This is a genomic window from Stenotrophomonas sp. LGBM10, from assembly GCF_046736075.1.
Classification (GTDB): Bacteria; Pseudomonadota; Gammaproteobacteria; order Xanthomonadales; family Xanthomonadaceae; genus Stenotrophomonas.
The window spans coordinates 3,078,019-3,096,860 of sequence record NZ_CP177163.1 but is presented as its reverse complement, the minus strand read 5'-3'; the positions used below and the strand labels follow the sequence as shown (position 1 = coordinate 3,096,860).

Annotated in this window: 18 protein-coding genes; 12 read left to right on the top strand and 6 right to left on the bottom strand. The window is 69.5% G+C overall.

Features of this window, described 5'->3' with window-relative positions; translation table 11 throughout:
• Positions 1-117: 117 nt before the first annotated feature.
• The 3 genes from ACLB90_RS13270 (at position 118) to ACLB90_RS13260 (ending at position 3,646) form a co-directional block, all read left to right on the top strand.
• Positions 118-720 carry an ABC transporter ATP-binding protein gene (locus tag ACLB90_RS13270; protein ID WP_411849938.1) on the top strand — a complete coding sequence of 201 codons (603 nt, stop codon included), beginning with the start codon at positions 118-120 and terminating at the stop codon, positions 718-720.
• Complete coding sequence (locus ACLB90_RS13265) at positions 717-3,203, top strand: ABC transporter permease (RefSeq protein ID WP_411849937.1); 2,487 nt, start codon at positions 717-719, stop codon at positions 3,201-3,203. The genes ACLB90_RS13270 and ACLB90_RS13265 overlap by 4 nt, the downstream gene beginning before the upstream one ends.
• 89 nt (positions 3,204-3,292) lie before the next feature.
• The gene (locus tag ACLB90_RS13260; protein ID WP_136003706.1) at positions 3,293-3,646 is read left to right on the top strand and encodes a DMT family protein; all 354 of its coding nucleotides are present in this window, start codon (positions 3,293-3,295) and stop codon (positions 3,644-3,646) included.
• Positions 3,647-4,092: 446 nt separating this feature from the next.
• On the opposite strand, the gene ACLB90_RS13255 is transcribed toward ACLB90_RS13260, so the two are convergent.
• From ACLB90_RS13255 to ACLB90_RS13235, 5 genes are all read right to left on the bottom strand, one after another.
• A complete protein-coding gene (locus ACLB90_RS13255) occupies positions 4,093-5,034 on the bottom strand; it encodes a DUF6607 family protein (RefSeq protein WP_411849936.1) in 942 nt (313 codons plus the stop codon).
• 35 nt (positions 5,035-5,069) lie between these two features.
• On the bottom strand, positions 5,070-5,666 hold the full coding sequence (locus ACLB90_RS13250; protein WP_411849935.1) for a Hemin transport protein: 597 nt from the start codon (positions 5,664-5,666) through the stop codon (positions 5,070-5,072).
• Positions 5,667-5,671: 5 nt separating this feature from the next.
• The gene (locus ACLB90_RS13245; RefSeq protein WP_411849934.1) at positions 5,672-7,882 is read right to left on the bottom strand and encodes a TonB-dependent hemoglobin/transferrin/lactoferrin family receptor; all 2,211 of its coding nucleotides are present in this window, start codon (positions 7,880-7,882) and stop codon (positions 5,672-5,674) included.
• 199 nt (positions 7,883-8,081) lie between these two features.
• Positions 8,082-8,279, bottom strand: a complete 198-nt coding sequence (gene hemP / locus ACLB90_RS13240; RefSeq protein WP_019182448.1) for a hemin uptake protein HemP — start codon at positions 8,277-8,279, stop codon at positions 8,082-8,084.
• Positions 8,280-8,480: 201 nt separating this feature from the next.
• The gene (locus ACLB90_RS13235; protein WP_411849933.1) at positions 8,481-9,452 is read right to left on the bottom strand and encodes a potassium channel beta subunit family protein; all 972 of its coding nucleotides are present in this window, start codon (positions 9,450-9,452) and stop codon (positions 8,481-8,483) included.
• A 190-nt stretch (positions 9,453-9,642) separates the two neighbouring features.
• On the opposite strand from ACLB90_RS13235, the gene ACLB90_RS13230 reads away from it, so the two are divergent.
• A complete protein-coding gene (locus ACLB90_RS13230) occupies positions 9,643-10,941 on the top strand; it encodes a NupC/NupG family nucleoside CNT transporter (RefSeq protein ID WP_411849932.1) in 1,299 nt (432 codons plus the stop codon).
• A 26-nt stretch (positions 10,942-10,967) separates the two neighbouring features.
• A complete protein-coding gene (locus tag ACLB90_RS13225; RefSeq protein ID WP_411849931.1) occupies positions 10,968-11,933 on the top strand; it encodes a ribokinase in 966 nt (321 codons plus the stop codon).
• A gap of 73 nt (positions 11,934-12,006) precedes the next feature.
• On the opposite strand, the gene ACLB90_RS13220 is transcribed toward ACLB90_RS13225, so the two are convergent.
• Positions 12,007-12,603: a hypothetical protein gene (locus ACLB90_RS13220; RefSeq protein ID WP_411849930.1), complete on the bottom strand. Its 597-nt coding sequence runs from the start codon at positions 12,601-12,603 to the stop codon at positions 12,007-12,009.
• 133 nt (positions 12,604-12,736) lie between these two features.
• Between ACLB90_RS13220 and ACLB90_RS13215 the strand changes: the two genes are divergently transcribed.
• The 7 genes from ACLB90_RS13215 to ACLB90_RS13185 all read left to right on the top strand — a co-directional run bounded on the left by ACLB90_RS13215 (position 12,737) and on the right by ACLB90_RS13185 (position 18,840).
• Positions 12,737-13,594, top strand: a complete 858-nt coding sequence (locus tag ACLB90_RS13215) for a hypothetical protein (protein ID WP_411849929.1) — start codon at positions 12,737-12,739, stop codon at positions 13,592-13,594.
• 51 nt (positions 13,595-13,645) lie between these two features.
• Entirely contained in the window at positions 13,646-14,182 is a 537-nt protein-coding gene (locus ACLB90_RS13210; protein ID WP_411849928.1) for a hypothetical protein, read from the top strand.
• Entirely contained in the window at positions 14,179-15,516 is a 1,338-nt protein-coding gene (locus tag ACLB90_RS13205) for a YcaO-like family protein (protein ID WP_411849927.1), read from the top strand. Before ACLB90_RS13210 ends, ACLB90_RS13205 begins: the two co-directional genes overlap by 4 nt.
• Before the next feature lie 14 nt (positions 15,517-15,530).
• The gene (locus tag ACLB90_RS13200; RefSeq protein WP_411849926.1) at positions 15,531-16,277 is read left to right on the top strand and encodes a SagB/ThcOx family dehydrogenase; all 747 of its coding nucleotides are present in this window, start codon (positions 15,531-15,533) and stop codon (positions 16,275-16,277) included.
• A 97-nt stretch (positions 16,278-16,374) separates the two neighbouring features.
• Positions 16,375-16,794 carry a hypothetical protein gene (locus ACLB90_RS13195; RefSeq protein ID WP_411849925.1) on the top strand — a complete coding sequence of 140 codons (420 nt, stop codon included), beginning with the start codon at positions 16,375-16,377 and terminating at the stop codon, positions 16,792-16,794.
• Positions 16,795-17,009: 215 nt separating this feature from the next.
• Positions 17,010-18,002, top strand: coding sequence for a tRNA dihydrouridine synthase DusB (dusB, locus tag ACLB90_RS13190; RefSeq protein ID WP_411849924.1), 993 nt, complete (start codon positions 17,010-17,012; stop codon positions 18,000-18,002).
• Positions 18,003-18,012: 10 nt separating this feature from the next.
• Positions 18,013-18,840, top strand: coding sequence for a methyltransferase domain-containing protein (locus ACLB90_RS13185; RefSeq protein ID WP_411849923.1), 828 nt, complete (start codon positions 18,013-18,015; stop codon positions 18,838-18,840).
• Positions 18,841-18,842: the final 2 nt, after the last annotated feature.

Below are 18,842 nucleotides of genomic sequence, written 5' to 3'. Positions count from 1 at the left end.
AGAATCCTCATCGACAGCCTGTCCCCCCGCAGCGCGCCCGTCGCCATTTCCGCCCACGATGTGGGCAAATCCGCCCGTGGCCCGGAGGGTGAAGTCCACATACTGGACAACATCGGCATGACCGTCCATGAAGGCGAGAGCGTGGCGATCGTCGGCGCTTCAGGTTCCGGCAAGACCACCCTGCTCGGCCTGCTCGCCGGCCTGGACCTGCCCAGCCGTGGCCGCATCGCCCTGGCCGGGGAAGCGCTGGACACGCTGGACGAAGAAGCCCGCGCGCAGCTGCGCGCGCGCGAGGTCGGCTTCGTGTTCCAGAGCTTCCACCTGCTGCCGGCGCTGACCGCCGAAGAGAACATCGCCCTGCCGCTGGAGCTGGCCGGGCGCGAGGATGCGGCGCGGGTGCGCGAGGTGCTCGAGCAGGTCGGCCTCAGCCACCGTGCGCGCCACTACCCGCGCCAGCTCTCCGGCGGCGAACAGCAGCGCGTGGCGCTGGCGCGCGCGTTCGTCGCGCGTCCGCGCATCCTGTTCGCCGATGAGCCCACCGGCAGCCTGGATCAGGCCACCGGGCAGCAGATCAGCGACCTGCTGTTCGCGCTCAACGCCAGCAGCGACACCACGCTGGTGCTGGTCACCCACGACCTGCGCCTGGCCCAGCGCTGCGAGCGCATCTACCGCCTGGACGGTGGCCGTCTGGTCGACGCCGTCGCCGGCACGCCGGCATGAACATCGTCCGCCATGCCGCGCGTGCGCTGCGCCGTGAGTTTCTCGCCGGCGACCTGCTGACCGTCTTCGCCGCACTGGTGCTGGGCGTGGCGGTCATGACCGCGGTCGGCACCCTGGTCAACCGGGTCACCCTGGCGCTGACCAGCAGTGCTGCCGAAATGCTGGGGGGCGACCTCGGCCTGAGCGCACGCGAGGACGTGCCCGCGCGGTTTGCCGATGCCGCGCGCGCGCGCGGGCTGGCCAGTACCCGCATGGTCAGTTTCCCCAGCGTGCTGTTCCACGGCGAAGACAGCCAGATGGCCAACATCAAGGCCGTCAGCGCGGGCTATCCGCTGCGCGGTGAGCTGCGCGTCGGCCGCGCCCTGCACGATGCCGCCAGCGAGACCGCCGGGACGCCGGCGCCGGGCGAGGCCTACGCCGATCCACGGCTGATGCAGGCACTGGGGCTGACGATCGGCGACGCGCTGGAGTTCGGTGCCGGGACCCTCACGGTGACCCGCGTGCTGCAGGCCGAGCCGGATACCTCCGGCGAGCTGATGCAGCTGTCGCCGCCGCTGCTGGTCAACCGCGTCGATGTGGACCGCGCCGGCCTGCTCGGCCCGGGCAGCCGCGCCTCCTACCGGATGATGTTCGCCGGCCCGCCGGCAGCCATCGCCGACTTCCGTGCGTGGCTGGCGCCGCAGGCCAAGGGCTATCGCATTGTCGGTATCGCCGATACCCAGCGCGGCGTTCGCGGGGCGTTCGACCTGGCGGGCCGCTTCCTGTCGCTGGCCGCGCTGCTGGCCGTGCTGCTGGCCGGCGTGGCCACGGCACTGGCGGCCAACCGCTTTGCGATGCGCCGGATCGACCAGGTGGCCATCCTGCGTTGCCTGGGCGCCCGCCAGCGCGACATCCTGGCCGCGATGGCGCTGCAGCTGGTGATGCTGGCCGTGCCGGCCTGCCTGGTCGGCATTGGTCTGGGGCTGGCCGCACAGGCCGGGCTGGTGCAGGCACTGGGCGGGCTGGTGCCCAACCGCCTGCCGCTGCCGCAGGCAACGCCGGCCCTGAGCGGCGCCGGCATCGGCCTGGTGCTGCTGCTCGGCTTCGGCCTGCCGCCGCTGCTGCGGCTGCGCCGGGTGCCGCCGATGCGCGTGCTCAACCGCAGTTTTGCCGCGCTGCCGCCCAGCTCGGTACTGGTCTATCTGGCCGCGCTGGCCGCCACGGTGGCGCTGACCGTGCAGGCCACCGGCGATGTGCGTCTGGCCGCCTGGGTCCTGGGCGGGCTGGCGGCATTGGCCGCGCTTGCCGGGGGCGCAGGTGCGCTGCTGCTGTGGCTGCTGCGCGGCCTGCAGGGCCGCCTGCGCGGGCGCTGGAAGCTGGGCGTGGCGGCGCTGACGCGGCGCCGCGGGCTGGCGGTGATGCAGCTGGTGGGTCTGTCGCTGTCGCTGTGCGCGTTGCTGCTGTTGTCGGTGGTGGGCCCCGGCCTGCTGGCGCAGTGGCGCGACCGCCTGCCCAGCGATACGCCGAACTACTTCCTGATGAACATCCAGCCGGAGCAGCGCGAGGCGGTGCTGGCGACGCTGCAGGGCCTGGGGGTGGCGGCGCCGGGCATCGAGCCGTTCAGCACCGGGCGCCTGCTGGCGGTCAACGACCGTCCGCCGCAGCGGCAGCAGCGCGAGGACAACAGCAACGACGACGACGATGCCAACCGGCCGGTCAATTTCTCCTGGCGCCACGATTTCCCGCCGGCCAACCAGCTGCTGGAGGGCCGCTTCTGGGCCGCTGGCAGTACGGCACCCGAGGCGTCGATCGAACAGGGGTGGGCCGAGCGCTACGGGATGAAACTGGGCGACACGGTGACGCTGCAGATGGGCGACCAGGAGCGCCGGTTCACCATCACCAGCATCCGCAAGGCGGACTGGGATTCGTTCCGGGTCAATTTCTTCCTGCTGCTCAACGAAGGCGCGGTGGGCGATGCACCGTACAACCTGATCACCGCGTTCCATCTGCCGCGCACGCAGGCGCCGGCGCTGGCGGGGCTGACGCGGGAGCATCCCAACATCTCGCTGCTGGACATCGACGGCATCCTCGAGCGCGTGCGCGAGGTGGTCGACCGGGTCACCCAGGCCGTGCAGCTGGTGATGGGCTTCAGCCTGCTGGCCGGCCTGCTGGTGCTGCTGGCGGCGCTGCAGGCCACGGCGGGCGAGCGCCGCTATGACAGCGCGGTGCTGCGTACGCTGGGCGCGACGCGCACGCAGCTGCGCGGGGCGGTGCTGGTGGAGTTCGGCCTGCTGGGGCTGCTGTCAGCGCTGCTGGCCGTGGGCACGGCGGCGGTGCTGGGCAGCGTGGTGGCACGGCAGGTGTTCGAGCTGCAGCTGAGCCCGCCGTGGGGGCCGCTGCTGCTCGGTGGCGCGCTGGGCGTGGTGTTGAGCATGGCCTCGGGCTGGCTGGGCACACGACGCATCCTGCGCACGCCGCCGGCACTGGCATTGCGCGAGGCCTGACGGGCGGACCGGCGCCGCGGCAGCATGCTGACACGCTGCTGCCGTGGTGCCCGGTATCCTGCGCGCCCCTGTCCCCAGAGATCGCCCGGATGCCCGGCACGTCGTTCACCGCCTATCTGTACCCCGTGTTGCTGCTGCTGGGCAGCAACATCTTCATGACCTTCGCCTGGTACGGGCACCTGAAATACAAGAGCGCGCCGCTGATGACGGTGATCCTGGTCAGCTGGGGCATCGCGTTCTTCGAGTACTGCCTGCAGGTGCCGGGCAACCGGCTTGGCAGCGCGGTGTATTCGGCGCCCCAGCTCAAGGGCATGCAGGAAGTGATCACGCTGGTGGTATTCGCGGTGTTCTCGGCGGTGTACCTGGAGCAGCCGTTGAAGTGGAACCACTATGCCGCGTTCTGCCTGATCGTGATCGCCGCGCTGCTGATGTTCAAGGAGTAAAGCGGCGGGTATCGCCCGGCTGTGCGGCTGCGCGCACGGGGGTGTCGCCCGCCGAACCGTAGAGCCGGGCTCTGCCCGGCTGCGCGCGCAGCGCGCGTGGGGTATCGCTTGCGGAATGTAGAGCCGGGCTCTGCCCGGCTGCGCGCGAAGCGCGCTTGGGATATCGGTGGCGGAACGTAGAGCAGCCGAGCAGAGCTCGGCTCTACGGGGCTGCCGCGAGCGGTTCTGGTCCGCTTCGCGCGTGCAGCGGCGCTGCGTAGAGCCGGGCTCTGCCCGGCTGCGCGCGCAGCGCGCGTGGGGGTGTCGCCCGCCGAACTGTAGAGCCGGGCTCTGCCCGGCTGCGCGCGAAGCGCGCTTGGGATATCGCTGCCGGAACGTAGAGCAGCCGAGCAGAGCTCGGCTCTACGGGGGTGCTGCGCGCAGCGCGTGCATCGGCCGGGCAAGGCTCAGCGTGCGGTCTCGGCCGGGGCCTTTTCGACCCACTGCTTGAACACCTTGTCGATCTCGGCGTCCTTCACCTTCTTGCCGTCCTGGATGTCCTGCGCCTGGGTGAACAGCGGGATGATCATCGCCATGCCGTCCAGCTTGGTCTTCAGGTGCACGCCCGGGGCCTGGCCGAGGAAGCCGTTCCAGCGCTCGCGCACCTTGGCCCAGTAACCCGCCGTCGCGGTCCAGTAGTCGTAGGCCGGCTTGAAGTCGACCTCGGTGGTCCTGTTGTAATCGTTGAAACCAAACTCGCGCGCGATCTCCTGCTGGCTGCCATCGGCACCGCGCAGGATCTTGGTGTTGAACTGCTCGTGCGTCCAGCCGTTCGGCGTCAGCGTGTGGCGGTTGATCACCGCCAGCGCGTTGTAGTCGCTGCGACGGGTGTACTCGCGGCGCGGCAGCGGGCGCCAGCTCAGGTCGCTGGTCCAGGTGGCCACGCCATTGTCGTAGGCCCACTTGCCGGTGCCGCAGTAGCGCGGCGCATCGCTGACTTCATAGACACACTGCGTCCATGCACCGGCGTTGACCGCGGCAGGAATCGTGCGCACCTGCCAGGTCTGGTCGGCGCTGAACTCGAAACGGTTCGGCGCTTCGTACACCCAGTCCTGCCGCCAGTGCTTGGTCACATGGCCGCTCTTGCCGTCCACCAGCAGGTGCTGCAGCACGATGCGCCGGGGCGAGTCTTCGACCACGATCACCACTTCGTTGCCACCGCTGCGCACGGCCGGGGCGCGCTCGTAGCCGGGCTTGAGCAGCACGGTTTCATCGAAGGCGAAGTCGACGATGTATTCGCCCTTCATCGCCAGGATGCTGTCGTGGTCGCGCTGAAGGTCGGAGGGCTGGGCGTGGACGACACCGCTGCTGGCGAGCAGCAGCCACGCACTGGCTGTCTGGAATTTCATCTGAAGGTCCCTTCTGGAGTGGCTTGCAAGGTGGATTACAACCGGATCACCGGCGGATCGGCGGGATCGGCCGGCGGCCCGTGGCGCGCGGCCGTGGCGCAGCAGCAGTCGTCGACCCACAGCTCGCCTTCGGCGCCTTCGACATCGGCGATATGGCGGGCGATGCCCGCACCCAGCGCCGACAGCGGTGCCAGGCTCGCCGCCAGCCCGTGGCCATCCTCGGCAGCGTGCAGGCGCAGGGCGCACATGCGCCACGGCTCGCCGCCAAGGCGGACGGCCAGCCGCCGCCACAGGCGCTCGGCCACGCCGCCATCGCTGACCGGCTCGGGCCGTGCCGGGAAGGCGCTGACCAGCCGGTCCCAGGCCAGGTAGTCGCTGTCGGGCAGCAGATACAGGCGCCAGCAGCACCGGCCGCGGGCGTCGGCAAAGCACAGGCTTTCGCGGATGCCTTCGCTGTCCATGCCCTGGCAGGCATGGGCGGAGACGGCCCGCTTCCAGCCGCCCAGCTCGCTGCTGTCAGGCCGGTACAGGCACAGTACCGTGCCCAGTGCCGCGAGTTGTCCGGGGGTGGGCAAGGCCGTGGCAGGCAGTGCGTGGGCCAGGGGACGGAAGGCGGACAGGGCTCGGCTCATGGCGGCTACCAGCTCACGGCAAGGCTGGCCGACACGGTGCGGCCGGGGTTGCTGAAACGATCGATCACCGTGCTGTTGGTCGCCAACGCCGTGGTGATGCCCGAATAGTCGATGTAGGTGCGGTCGCCCAGGTTGAACACGCCGACGTTGAGCTTGGCCCCGGGAGCGAAGTCCCAGTGCGCCATCAGGTCGACCACGCCGTAACCGGCAGGAGCGAACGGTGCGACGGTGCCGACCGCAGGCGGCAGGCGATCCTTGCGCTTGGCGAAGGTACCGGCCAGCTCCACGCCCCAGGTGTCGCGGTCGAAGGCGATGCCGACGGTGGCGCGCAGCGGGTCGATCGATTCCAGCGGCACGTCTTCGGTCTTGTTCTGGCCGCGCGACCAGGCCACCGAGCTGTTGAGCGACCAGCCGGCCAGCGCCGGGCTCAGCTCGCCGAAATCAACGCCGGCCTTCAGCTCGGCACCGTAGATTTCCGCATCGGCCACGTTCTGCGACTGGAACACGATCAGGCCCTGGGGATTGATGCCGACCTGGCGCTGGGACTCGATGAAGTCCTTGTAGTCGTTGTAGTAGCCGCTCACGCTGACGTAGGCGGCCGGGCTCAGGAAGCGCACGCCCAGCTCCAGGCCATCGCTGGTTTCCGGCTTGAGGTCCGGATTGGGAATGGCGGTGTAGCCGAACATCACGTTGGTGAAACCGAGGTTGACGTCGTTGTACGGCGGCGAACGGAAGCCGTGCGCATAGCCGGCGAACAGCGACCACTGGTCGGCAAACCGCCAGACCATGCCCAGCTTGGGCGACACGCTGGTCTTGGTCAGGCTGGAGACGGCCATGCCGGGGTTGTCGGCGCCGAAGATGCCGTCCACTTCCGGACGCAGTTCGTAGTGGTCCACGCGCACGCCCGGCACCAGCGAGAAGCGGCCGTCGGCAAAGCGCATTTCGTCCTGCGCATACAGGCCCAGCTCGGTGGTCTTGCTGATCGGGAAGTCGCGCACCGGGAACGCATCGGGCAGGATCGTGGTGCTGATGGCACCGTTGGCAAGCACCTGGTAGCCGTCGCGCTTCTGGCGCGTTTCGGTCCAGGCACCGTCGAAGCCATAGGTCAGCGCATGCTCGACCGTGCCGGTTTCCAGGCCCTTGTGGAACACCGCCTGCAGGCCGTAGACGCGCTGGTCGAAATTGAACTCACGGTGGCGCGTGGTGCGGTTGGCGCGGCTTTCGTCGGTGCGCTGGGTGGTCTCGCTGTCCTGGCGGTAGACCTGCCAGGACAGGCTGTCGGCGAAGCCCATGCCGACATCATCCAGTTCGTGGCGGAACGACACGCGTGCGCGGGTCTGGTGGTCGCGGGCCTTCATGCCGGTGGTGGTGGTGTGGTCGATCGCCGACAGCACGTTGGTATCCACGCTGTCTTCGTTGCCTTCCACCGTGAGCTTGAAGCGCTGGGTATCGCTGGGGGCATACACCAGCTTGCTCAGCACGCTGCGGCCGTCGCGGTCCTGCGGGTTGGCCGCGGTGCGGGTGCGGTCGCTGCTGCGGATGTCGCCGTTGCTCTGGGTTTCCTGGCCCTGGCGGTGGTTGACGTTGACCATGCCGCTCCAGCGGTCGCCGCCGAACGCGGTGGTGACGCTGCCGAGCAGGCCCTGCCAATCGCCGTCGTAGCCGAACTTCAGCCCGACGTAGCTGTTCTTTCCGTCCTTGAGGTAATCGGCCGGATCCTTGGTGACGAAGGCAACCACGCCGCCGAGGGCGTCCGAGCCATACAGCGAGCTGGCCGGGCCGCGCACGATCTCCACCCGCTTGAGGGTGTCCAGATCGGTGAAGTTGCGGTTGGCGTCGGCGAAGCTGCCGATGTCGAACGCCTTGGGCATGGCGATGCCGTCGGTCTGGATCAGCACGCGGTTGCCGTCCAGGCCACGGATGCGGAACCCGCCCAGCCCGAAGCGCGCCGGGCTGCTGGTGACCGACACGCCCGGCTCGTAGCGCACCAGATCCTTGATGTTCTGCACCAGGTGATTGTCCAGCTGCTCACGGTCGATCACATCGACGGTGGCCGCCACGTCGCTCAGCGCGCGCTCGGTGCGCGTGGCGGTGACCTGCACGCGGTCGAACTCGCGCGCGTCGTTGGCAGAGGAAGTGGCGGCATCGGCGGCGGCATGCGCGGCCATCGGCAGCGCCAGCCACAAGGCAGCGCTCAGGGCAGTCGGTCGGATCATCATGGGATGGCGGGAATCGGCTTGTTGCGAAAGGAGACCCCCGACCCACGCCATCGACCGGAGCCGCCGGCGAGGTGTCGAGGGGGAGAGAGCGGTGGGGCAACGCGGATCCGGGGGGAGGGGCAGACCCGCGTGGACGGCGCCAGGGCGCCGGCGGGCGTTGCCGGCCAGCGGCCGGCACCCAGCCCGGCTGCCGGCACTACTTGGTCAGGATCAGCTTGTCGTTGCTGGTATGACGCAGGCGATAGAAGCGGTCGCCGTGCTGGATCAGGATTTCGCGGCGGCCCTTGAGCAGGGCTTCGCTGTCGATCACTTCTTCGGGCGGCACCACGCGTACCGGGCGGTCGCGCAGGGTGAGCGTTTCGGGGCGCAGCAGTACAGCAGCTTGAGTGTTCATCATCGTCTGGACTCGTGCGAGGGACGAGTCAAATGATAATGATTCTCAGTTGACAATCAACAACCATTCTCGTTTTGATTGATGGCATTAATGATCGAATTCAAATCTTCGATAGCTTTCATCAATCGAAATGCGGCGGTGCCCGACCGTGCGTGGCAGCACCCCGCCACGTCGGGCGCCCTGCCCGGCGCCCTGCCCGCCTCAGTTGAACGCTGCCTCGACCTGCTGCCAGACGCTCTCGTCCATCGTTTCGAACACCCGCAGCGCGCCCAGGTTTTCCTGCAGCTGGGCCACCCGGCTGGCGCCGAGGATCACGCTGGACACATTCGGGTTGCGCAGGCACCAGGCAATCGCGAGCTGGGCCGGCGACTGGCCGAGCTGGGCGGCCAGCGCGGTGAAACGGCGCACCTTTTCCAGCCGCTGTTCGGCCGGATCGCCCAGCACCAGGTCCTTCAGCCAGGCGGTCTGGGCCTGGCCAAGCCGCGACTGCGCGTCCACGCCGGCGTTGTACTTGCCGGTAAGAAGGCCCGACGCCAGCGGCGACCAGATGGTGGTACCCAGCCCGGCGCCGGCATACAGCGGTGCGTACTCGCGCTCCACCCGGTCGCGGTGCAGCAGGTTGTACTGCGGCTGCTCCATCGAGGGGGCGTGCAGGTGCGCGGCCCGGGCGATATCCGCCGCTTCCTGGATCTGCGCCGCCGACCACTCCGAGGTGCCCCAGTACAGGACCTTGCCCTGGCGGATCAGGGTGTCCATCGCCTGCACGGTCTCGGCGATCGGGGTGTCCGGATCGGGGCGGTGACAGTAATAAAGGTCCAGGTAGTCCACCCGCAGGCGCTTGAGCGCGGCGTGGCAGGCGTCGGTCACATGCTTGCGCGACAGGCCGTGCTGGGTCGGGCGCGGGTCGTCCACGGCGCCGAAGAAGACCTTGCTGGACACGCAGAAGCCGTCGCGCGGCAGGCGCAGGTCGGCGATCACATCGCCCATCACCTGCTCGGCCCGACCGCGCGCATAGCCTTCGGCGTTGTCGAAGAAATTGACCCCGTTGTCCCAGGCCGCGGCGATCAGGTTGCGGGCCTCGTCGCGGGCGATCTGGTCGCCGAAGGTCACCCAGGCCCCGAAGGACAGGGCGGAGAGCTTCAGGCCGGTGGAGCCCAGGCGGCGGTAGAGCATGCGATTCTCCTGCTGCAGGCCCGCATCCGGGCCGGATCAATGCCCGCTAGTGTAGCCGGCACGGGCCCGCAAACCCTTGTCGATGCTGGCCGGATCGGCGCCGATCGGGCCGCGCACGCCGCTTTTCCTTGCTCCGCCCCTGCCGCTGCTCTAGGCTTCCCGTTTTTCGCGGCGCCCCAAGGGAAGTCACATGGTCGAAGGTTTGGGCAGGATTGGCTTCGGCCTGTTCGGGTTGGTGGTGCTGATCGGCATCGCCTGGTTGTTCTCGAACAACAAGCGCGCCGTCGACTGGCGCCTGGTGGTCACCGGTATCGCGTTGCAGATCGCCTTTGCGGCGGTGGTGCTGCTGGTGCCCGGCGGCCGCGATGTGTTCGATGCGCTGGGCAAGGGCTTCGTGAAGATCCTGAGCTTCGTCAACGAAGGCTCCGGTTTCATCTTCGGCAGCCTGATGGACACCAGCAAGTTCGGCTTCATCTTCGCCTTCCAGGTGCTGCCGACCATCATCTTCTTCTCGGCGCTGATGGGGGTCATGTACCACCTCAACGTCATGCAGATGATCGTGCGTGGCATGGCCTGGGCGATCACCAAGATCATGCGCGTGTCCGGCGCGGAAACCACCAGCGTCTGCGCCAGCGTCTTCATCGGCCAGACCGAGGCACCGCTGACGGTACGCCCCTACATCGCCAAGATGACCCAGTCCGAACTGATCACGATGATGATCGGCGGCATGGCGCACATCGCCGGCGGCGTGCTGGCCGCGTACGTGGGCATGCTCGGCGGCAACGATCCGGTGCAGCAGGCGTTCTACGCCAAGCACCTGCTGGCGGCGAGCATCATGGCCGCCCCGGCGACCCTGGTGGTGGCCAAGCTGCTGGTGCCTGAAACCGGCACCCCGCTGACCCGCGGCACCGTCAAGATGGAAGTGGAGAAGACCTCCAGCAACATCATCGATGCTGCCGCAGCCGGCGCCGGCGACGGCCTGAAGCTGGCGCTGAACATCGGCGCGATGCTGCTGGCCTTCATCGCCCTGATCGCGCTGCTCAACGCGCCGCTGACCTGGTTCGGCGAAATCTCCGGCCTGCAGGCGATGATCGGCCGTCCGACCGACCTGTCGACCATCTTCGGCTACCTGCTGGCCCCGATCGCCTGGGTGATCGGTACCCCGTGGGCCGATGCCACCACCGTGGGTTCGCTGATCGGCCAGAAGGTCGTCATCAACGAGTTCGTGGCGTACTCCAAGCTGTCGGAGATCGTGAACGGCCAGGTGCCGGGCATGACCCTGTCGGCCGAAGGCCGCCTGATCGCCACCTACGCGCTGTGCGGCTTCGCCAACTTCAGCTCGATCGCCATCCAGATCGGTGGTATTGGTGGCCTGGCTCCGGAGCGTCGCCACGATCTGGCCAAGTTCGGCCTGCGCGCGGTGCTTGGCGGTACCATCGCCACCTTCATGACGGCGACCATTGCCGGCGTGCTGACGCATTTCAGCTGATATCCGTTCATTGAGAAACAGACTTTATGAGTAGCAGTGTCGTCGTTGTCGGCTCCTTCAATGTGGACCATGTCTGGCGTTGCGATTCGCTCCCGGCCCCGGGCGCGACCATCGCCGGGCGCTACAGCACCGGTCCGGGCGGCAAGGGCTTCAACCAGGCCGTCGCCGCATGCCGCGCGGGTGCAGCAACCACCTTCGTGTGCGCGCTGGGCGATGATGCCGGCGGTGCGATGGCCCGTGGCCTGGCCGCCGATGACGGCTTCACGCTGCAGGCCGAAGCCAGCAGCGAGCCGACCGGTACCGGTGGCATCTACGTGGACAGCCGCGGCCGCAACACGATCGTGATCGGCCCGGGCGCCAACGCGGCACTGGGCACCGCCTTCGTCGAACAGCAGCGCGCGCTGCTGAGCGGCGCCAAGGTGGTGCTGGCGCAGCTGGAATCGCCGGTGGAAACCATCGAAGCGGCGCTGGCGATCGCCCGTGAGGCCGGTGCCACCACCGTGCTCAACGTGGCGCCCGCCGACGCCCCGTCCAGCATCGGCCTGCTCAAGCTGGCCGACGTGCTGACCCCCAACGAGACCGAATTCGCCGCCCTGCTCGGCCGCCATGTCGGCGAGCGTGTGGATGCCAACGACGTGGCCGCGCTGGACGGCGCCAGCCTGCATGCGCTGTGCCGCAAGCTGGTCGGCAACGGCACCGTGGTGGTGACGCTGGGGTCGGTGGGCGTGTTCGTCTCGCACGCCGAGGAGAACCTGCGCGGTGACACCCAGCCGTACTACCGGGTGGGCGCCGAGCAGGTGCAGGTGCTGGACACCACCGGTGCCGGCGATGCGTTCAACGGTGCGCTGGTGGCGTCCATCGCCCAGGACCCGGACGCCGCGTTCGCCCGCCATGTGCGCTTTGCCAACCAGTTCGCCGGCCGCTCCACCGAGAAGGAAGGCGCCGCCGCGGCGATGCCGCACTTCACCCCGGCCGACGCCGAAAACAAGTAAGCGTCACGCCTGTGGATAACGAGGCCAGCGTTCGCGCTGGCCTTTTTTTTGGTTCCTCGCCGTCCCCTGCGGGTCAGCCACCTGCCCGGTGCGGCGGCACGCAGCGCGCGATCCACAGCGCCAGCGCGCCGACCAGGAGGCCGGCAAGCACATCCAGCAGATCGTGCTGCCAGGTGGTGAGCGTCGAGATCAGGATCAGGCCACACGCCCCATGCCACAGCCAGCGCAATGCCGCCGCATCGTCCTGCAACCAGCGCCGCCATGCCTGCCATACCACCACCAGCACGGCGGCATGCAGCGACGGCGCCATGTTGAACGGCGCCTCGAACGCCCGCAGCTGTGCGAACAGCAGCCCGCTGGCGCCCTCCGGCTGTGGCAGCACGCGGATGTTGCCGGTCGGCCAGCACACGAAGACGAGCATGCAGCCGGCCTGCACCAGCGCAATGGCCAGCGCATGGCGGCGCAGGGCCGATCGGGTCGGGCAGATGAAGAAGGTCAGCGGGTACAGCAGGTTCAAGGCCAGGTAGGGCCAGATCGTCCACGCCCAGAACGGCATCGCATCGTCCCAGCGACCGTGCAGGCTGTAGGTCTGCGCCTGGCTGGCGGCCCAGTGGTTGCTCCAGCTGTAGCCGTGGATGAACATCGCGCCGAGCAGCAGCATCCACAGCATGGCCTCGCGCCAGGGCGGCTGGGGAAGCGAAGCGTTGGCAGCAGGTGACAGGGGCACGCGCGCACCGTAGCAGAACGTGGCAGGCCTGTTTGCCGCTATCCTTGCCGCTTCACCGATACACGGACTGTACGCAGTGGCCGCAGCAGGCAGTCAGCAACACGCAGGCACGCACGCCGAGGCACCGCGCCTGACGCGCAATCCGGCCTGGGCCGTGTTCTCGCAGACCCATGCCGGGCGCCCGCTGCTGCTGGTGTCCGGTGGCGCCGACGAGCTTTACGTGGTCGATGAGGCCGACACCCCGGCCGTCATCGAACGCATCCTCGGCCACTGGCAGGACGACACGCTGGCGATGCTGCAGGACGAGGCCGACTGCGGCCCGGCGGTCCGCCAGTTGATCCGCCTCGGTGTACTGGTGCCGCTGCAGGCCGTGCGCGACGTGCGCCGCTATGCACTCGACTGGCTCGGCGATCCCCTGCCCGGCCTGGCCGACGCGTTCGACCGGCATGCCAGCGCGGATCTGCACCGCGTCGATGCCGTTGACGACGCCGATCTGCTGGTCGTGGTCAGGCATGGGCTCGGGTGGGAACAGGCGCTGACCCGCTATCGCGCACGGATGCCGGCGCAGCCGCATCTGCTGCTCGACCTCAGCTATCACCACACGCTCGCGCTCGGGCCCTATGTGGTGCCGGGCCAGAGCGCCTGCGTGTATTGCCTGGGCAACCGGGTGCTGCGCCGCTGGGGCGACGCGGCGGTGCCGGCGCTGCCCGCCGTCGCGGCGCAACCGGCACGGATCGCGGCGCTGGTCGCGCCCCTGCTGGATCAGCCCCACCTGTTGCTGGGCTATCTCGAACGCAGCGTCTGGCTCGACCTGCATCGGCTTCACGGGGAACGCGACCGGGTCGTGCGGCTGCCGTGGTGCCCCGCCTGCCAGCACGGCGAGGCGTCATTGCCGCCCCCGCTGTCGTTGCCCTGGGACGCCGGACGCCCGTGATAACGTGGCTCACGCGCCGGGCGTTTCCGCATCGGTCAAGGGAGTGACCCCATGTATCGCCTGCCTACCCAGTTCGATGCCAGTGCCTCGCGCCAGGACCTTGCCGCCGCAGGCGGCGGTTCGACGTCGACCACCTGCAGCTCCTGCGTCGTCACCCTGCTCGGTACCTCGGTGCTGTCGGCCGTGGTGCTCGGCAAGTTGGACCCGGTCACGTCGGCGGCCGCCGGCAGCGACGCACACGCCACGGCCGATACCGTCGATACCGGCACCGGGGTTCGCGATCCGGCGCCTGCGCAGACAAACACTCCGACAGCGCCGGCGCCCGGACTGGGCCGCACGGGCCGGGTGCTGCTGGGGCTGTTCGCCCTGCCGCTGGCCGCGATCGGCGGCAGCATGTTCATGGGCATCTCCAACCCGCTGTTCGGCCTGTTCGTCGCCGTCGGGCTGTATGTCGGCCTGTACGCGCTCGTCTACGAACGCTCGGGGCGTTCGCTCGGGCGCGGCATCGGCATCGGCATCGCCCTGCTGCTGGGCCTGTTCGCCGTCGGTGCACTCGAGATGATGCTCTGGCTGAGCGTGATGAAATGAACCGCGCCGCCGCGCGGGCGGCGGCGCCGGAAACGCCCACGCTGTCGTCGCACCTGCTGCATGGCGCAGCGCGTCCACGCTGCGGTCTGGTGCGCCCCGCGCAGCCGATCGACGCCAACCCCTGCGATGCAACCGGGCCTTTGTTCGACGGGCGGCGCGTGCACAATGCCGCCACCCCGGCCGACCCGGCCAATCCCTGGCAGGGCGTCTCCGGCGCGGTCGCGCTGGACGCGGATGCAGCCGCTGATGGCGCGATCGCCGAGGCGCTGGAGAGGCTGGCAGCGGCGCAGGTGGGCGTAGAAGTACGTCGCCGCGATGCGCTGACGCCCGCGCAACGTCTGGACGAATCGGCCTTCGCGCTGTTCTCGGCCAGCCAACGTGCAATGCCAGGCTTCCCGTGGCCGATGCCCGAACGCGACGACGATCTGTTCGCGGCGGTGCATGCGCTGGATGACAACCGGGTGGTCTGGGTGCCCCAGGAACTGGTCGGACTGGGGCCACGCAGCGGCCAGGCACGACTGCCGTCGACGTCCAGCGGGCTGGCCGCCTGGCGGGACGGCCGCGATGGCGCCTGGCTGGCGCTGCTGCGTGCGGCCCAGGAGCTGCTGGAGCGCGACGCGCTGGCGGTGACCTGGCTCAACGGTGTGGCCGGGCGGCGAATTGCGCTGCCCGCGCAGTGGCAGGCCCATGCACGCGAGCGCGGTGGCGAACTGCAGGCCTTCGACCTGACCCAGCACTGGAACCCGCACCCGGTGATCGCGGTCGCCGGCGGCATCCCGTTTGAAGGCCGCCCCCGGCACGTGCTCGGCATCGCCTGCCGTGCCGATCCCGGCGAGGCGCTGCACAAGGCGCTGCTGGAATGGCAGCAGGCGCTGACCTTTGCCGCGCATCTGTGTGGCCGCGAAAGCGCACGGCTTCCGCGTGAACCGGCGGCGCTGCGCAGCTTCGACGAACATGCCGCGTTCTACACGCTGCGCCCGGACCTGTGGCCGCAGCTGCCGCTGTTCGGGAAGGTCGCTGACAGCACCCTGCAGCTGCCGCCGCCGAACGCGGCGATCCGGCCCGCGGCGCCGCGCGCGATCGCCGAGCTCGATCTGCTGCGGCGCCGGCTGGGCCATGCCGGCATCGCGCTGTACTACCGCGAGTTGACCACCCCCGACGTGGCCGCGGCCGGCCTGCGGGTGATGCGGGTGGTGTCGCCGCCGCTCAGCGGCCTGCATGCCGACGAGCGTGCGCCCTTCCTCGGCGGCCGCTGCCGGGACGTGGCGTGGCGGTATCCCGGCGTGCCGCACAGCGACACGTTCCCCACTCCCTTCCCGCATCCGCTGGGTTGATGCACGAGGCCCGCATGCCGTCACCACCGCCCCCCTGGCAGGATGCCCCGCTGTTCCATCTGTTCTGGCACAACGGCGAGCTCAATCCTGCCCGCGCCGAGGTCATGGGCGCGCGCATCGCCGAAGATGCCGCTCGCGCCTGGTCGCCGCCGCGGCCGTTGCATGCGGCCGCCGGCATCGCCCTGCCGGACCCGGTGCACCCCGGCGACGCCCTCGCGCAGCGCCACAGCGGCCGCCGGTTCGGTGACGCACGCTGGGGCGCGCAGGAACTGGGGCGCCTGCTGGCCCCGCTGCGCGCCCGGCCCGGTGACAGCGACACGCGGCGGCTGCCGTCCGGCGGTGCCAAATACCCGATCCAGGCCTATGCCGCGCTGTACGGCACCGACGATGCGATCGCCGCAGCGCCGGGCATCCATTGGTACGACCCGCTCGCGCATGCGCTGGTGCCCGTGGCGCCCTGCCCCGCATGGCCGGCGCTGTCCAGGGTGCTTGGCGTGGCGTGGCCGGAGCGGCCGGCCGCCGTGCTGTTCCTGGTGGCCGAGCCGGCCGGCACCCTGGCCAAGTACGGTGAGCGGGGGGGCCGCTTCGTATTGATCGAAGCCGGGGTCTGGCTGGGGGCACTGGGGCAGCAGGTGGCGGCGATGAACGCCGCTGGCTGCGCGATCGGCTCCTTCGACGATGCCGCCGTGCTGGCCCTGCTCGGGCTCGACCCGCAGCGGCATCTGGCCGTGTTGGCCTATGCCTGCGGTCCGGCGCCCTGAGCACGACCGGAAATTGCCAGCGAATGGCCGCTGCCTGGATTGCCCCGATGCTGTCGTCACTCGACCATGAGCTCCCCGCTCACGGACGACGCACGACATGACCGACACCCCCTTCTGGATGCTGCTGGCTGCCACCGGCACCGCGCTTGCGGTGCTGCTGCACATTGGCTGCATCGCCTTCGGTGCCCCGTGGTATGAATTCTTCGGGGCCGGCCAACGCATGGTGCGCCTGGCCCGTGCCGGGCGTGCAGAACCCGCCTTGATCACTGCCGCGATCACCCTCGTGCTGGGCATCTGGACGCTGTATGCCTTGTCGGCGGCCGGCTGGGTACGCCCGCTACCCGGCACCCGCTGGGTGCTGCTGGGGATCATCGGCATCCTCGGCGGCCGGGGCCTGGCCGGGCTGATCATCGGCCGGGTCCGCCCGGGCTACAACGGTGCGCGCTTCTGGTATGCCAGTTCCCTGACGTGCCTGGCGCTCGCTGGCCTGTACGTTGCCGGCAGCCTGACCCGATAGCGCCGGCGGCCGCCCTTCATCGCGTGATTGCCGGCCAGCGGCCGGCACGCCCGGTAACCGGCCAGCATCAGCCGCCGCTGGGGGCGGCGGAAGCAATCGTCAAGCATATGCTCATGACCGGAGCGCATCAGGCCCTTCCGGATCGGCCTTAACGCGGCGCCGGATCGCAGCCCTGCGCGTGGTTGCCGGCCAGCGGCCGGCACTACAATGCGGGCATGCAGATTGGCCCCTACAACATCCGGCCCAACGTGGTGCTGGCGCCGATGGCCGGTGTCACCGACAAACCCTTCCGCCTGCTGTGCAAACGGCTGGGCGCGGGCTTGGCCGCCTCGGAAATGACCATCTCCGACCCGCGCTTCTGGACCACCCGCAAATCGCTCCACCGCATGGACCATGCCGGCGAGCCGGACCCGATCAGCGTGCAGATTGCCGGCACCGAGCCGCAGCAGCTGGCGGACGCGGCGCGCTACAACGTGGACCACGGCGCGCAGATCATCGACATCAACATGGGTTGCCCGGCCAAGAAGGTCTGCAATGCCTGGGCCGGCTCGGCACTGATGCGCGACGAGGCGCTGGTGGCGCGCATCCTCACCGCCGTGGTCGACGCGGTCGATGTGCCGGTGACGCTGAAGATCCGCACCGGCTGGGATTGCGACCACCGCAACGGCCCGCTGATCGCCCACATCGCCGAAGACAGCGGCATTGCCGCGCTCGCGGTGCACGGGCGCACCCGCGACCAGCATTACACCGGCACCGCCGAGTACGAGACCATCGCGGCGATCAAGGCCGCGCTGCGCATTCCGGTGCTGGCCAACGGCGACATCGATTCGCCGCAGAAGGCCGCGCAGGTGCTGGCCCAGACCGGCGTGGACGCGGTGATGATCGGCCGCGCCGCGCAGGGCCGTCCGTGGATCTTCCGCGAGGTCGCCCACTACCTGGCCACCGGTGAGCTGCTGCCACCGCCGGCGCTGGAGGAAGTGCGCGACATCCTGCTCGGCCACCTGCATGCGCTGCACGATTTCTACGGCGAGCCACAGGGCGTGCGCATCGCGCGCAAGCACCTGGGCTGGTACGCCAAGGACCGGCCGGAGAACGCCGCCTTCCGCGCGGTGGTCAACCGCGCCGAGGATGCCGCCAGCCAGATCGCCCTGACCACCGACTACTTCGATGCCCTCGCCGCCGGCGAACCGGTATCGTCCGCTGCCTGAGCCTGACGCCATGACCCCGCCGATCACCGCACCGACCTATCTCCACGGCTTCTCCGACACCGAACAGCAGCGCCTGGTCACCCAGTCGCGCCTGTTCGAATCGAGCATCTTCAGCGGCATCGATTACGGCGGCGCCAAGCGCCTGCTGGAAGTGGGCAGTGGTGTCGGCGCGCAGACCGAAATCCTGCTGCGGCGTTTCCCCGAGCTGCACGTGACCGGCGTCGACCTGAGCGAAGCGCAGCTGTCCACCGCCGCCACCAACCTGGCCAGGACCCCGTGGTGCAGCGAACGCTACGCGCTGCTGCAGGCCGATGCCGGCAACCTGCCGTTCGGCGCGCGGGAGTTCGATGCCGCCTTCCTGTGCTGGGTGCTCGAACACGTGCCCTCGCCGGCACGGGTCCTCAATGAAGTGCGCCGCGTGCTGGTGCCGGGCTCGCCGGTGTACGTCACCGAAGTGATGAACGCCTCGTTCCTGCTCGATCCGTACTCCCCGCACATCTGGCGCTACTGGATGGCCTTCAACGACTTCCAGTACGACCACGGCGGCGATCCGTTCGTGGGCGCCAAGCTGGGCAACCTGCTGCTGGCCGGCGGCTTCCGCGACGTCCACACCGAGATCAAGACCATCCACCTGGACAACCGCGAGCCGGCCCGGCGCAAGACCATGATCGCGTTCTGGGAGCAGCTGCTGCTGTCGGCCGCCGGCCCGCTGCTGGAGGCCGGCCTGGTCGACCAGGACACCGTGGACGGCATGCGCCGCGAGTTCAGCCTGGTCCAGAACGACCCCAACGCGGTGTTCTTCTTTTCCTTCGTGCAGGCCCGCGCCACCGTGTACTGACG

Coding starts and splice junctions, on each gene's coding strand:
- ACLB90_RS13270 (WP_411849938.1), top strand. CDS start 118: ATGACCGTCCATGAAGGCGAGAGCGTGGCGATCGTCGGCGCTTCAGGT.
- ACLB90_RS13265 (WP_411849937.1), top strand. CDS start 717: ATGAACATCGTCCGCCATGCCGCGCGTGCGCTGCGCCGTGAGTTTCTC.
- ACLB90_RS13260 (WP_136003706.1), top strand. CDS start 3,293: ATGCCCGGCACGTCGTTCACCGCCTATCTGTACCCCGTGTTGCTGCTG.
- ACLB90_RS13255 (WP_411849936.1), bottom strand. CDS start 5,034: ATGAAATTCCAGACAGCCAGTGCGTGGCTGCTGCTCGCCAGCAGCGGT.
- ACLB90_RS13250 (WP_411849935.1), bottom strand. CDS start 5,666: ATGAGCCGAGCCCTGTCCGCCTTCCGTCCCCTGGCCCACGCACTGCCT.
- ACLB90_RS13245 (WP_411849934.1), bottom strand. CDS start 7,882: ATGATCCGACCGACTGCCCTGAGCGCTGCCTTGTGGCTGGCGCTGCCG.
- hemP (WP_019182448.1), bottom strand. CDS start 8,279: ATGAACACTCAAGCTGCTGTACTGCTGCGCCCCGAAACGCTCACCCTG.
- ACLB90_RS13235 (WP_411849933.1), bottom strand. CDS start 9,452: ATGCTCTACCGCCGCCTGGGCTCCACCGGCCTGAAGCTCTCCGCCCTG.
- ACLB90_RS13230 (WP_411849932.1), top strand. CDS start 9,643: ATGGTCGAAGGTTTGGGCAGGATTGGCTTCGGCCTGTTCGGGTTGGTG.
- ACLB90_RS13225 (WP_411849931.1), top strand. CDS start 10,968: ATGAGTAGCAGTGTCGTCGTTGTCGGCTCCTTCAATGTGGACCATGTC.
- ACLB90_RS13220 (WP_411849930.1), bottom strand. CDS start 12,603: ATGCTGTGGATGCTGCTGCTCGGCGCGATGTTCATCCACGGCTACAGC.
- ACLB90_RS13210 (WP_411849928.1), top strand. CDS start 13,646: ATGTATCGCCTGCCTACCCAGTTCGATGCCAGTGCCTCGCGCCAGGAC.
- ACLB90_RS13205 (WP_411849927.1), top strand. CDS start 14,179: ATGAACCGCGCCGCCGCGCGGGCGGCGGCGCCGGAAACGCCCACGCTG.
- ACLB90_RS13200 (WP_411849926.1), top strand. CDS start 15,531: ATGCCGTCACCACCGCCCCCCTGGCAGGATGCCCCGCTGTTCCATCTG.
- ACLB90_RS13195 (WP_411849925.1), top strand. CDS start 16,375: ATGACCGACACCCCCTTCTGGATGCTGCTGGCTGCCACCGGCACCGCG.
- dusB (WP_411849924.1), top strand. CDS start 17,010: ATGCAGATTGGCCCCTACAACATCCGGCCCAACGTGGTGCTGGCGCCG.
- ACLB90_RS13185 (WP_411849923.1), top strand. CDS start 18,013: ATGACCCCGCCGATCACCGCACCGACCTATCTCCACGGCTTCTCCGAC.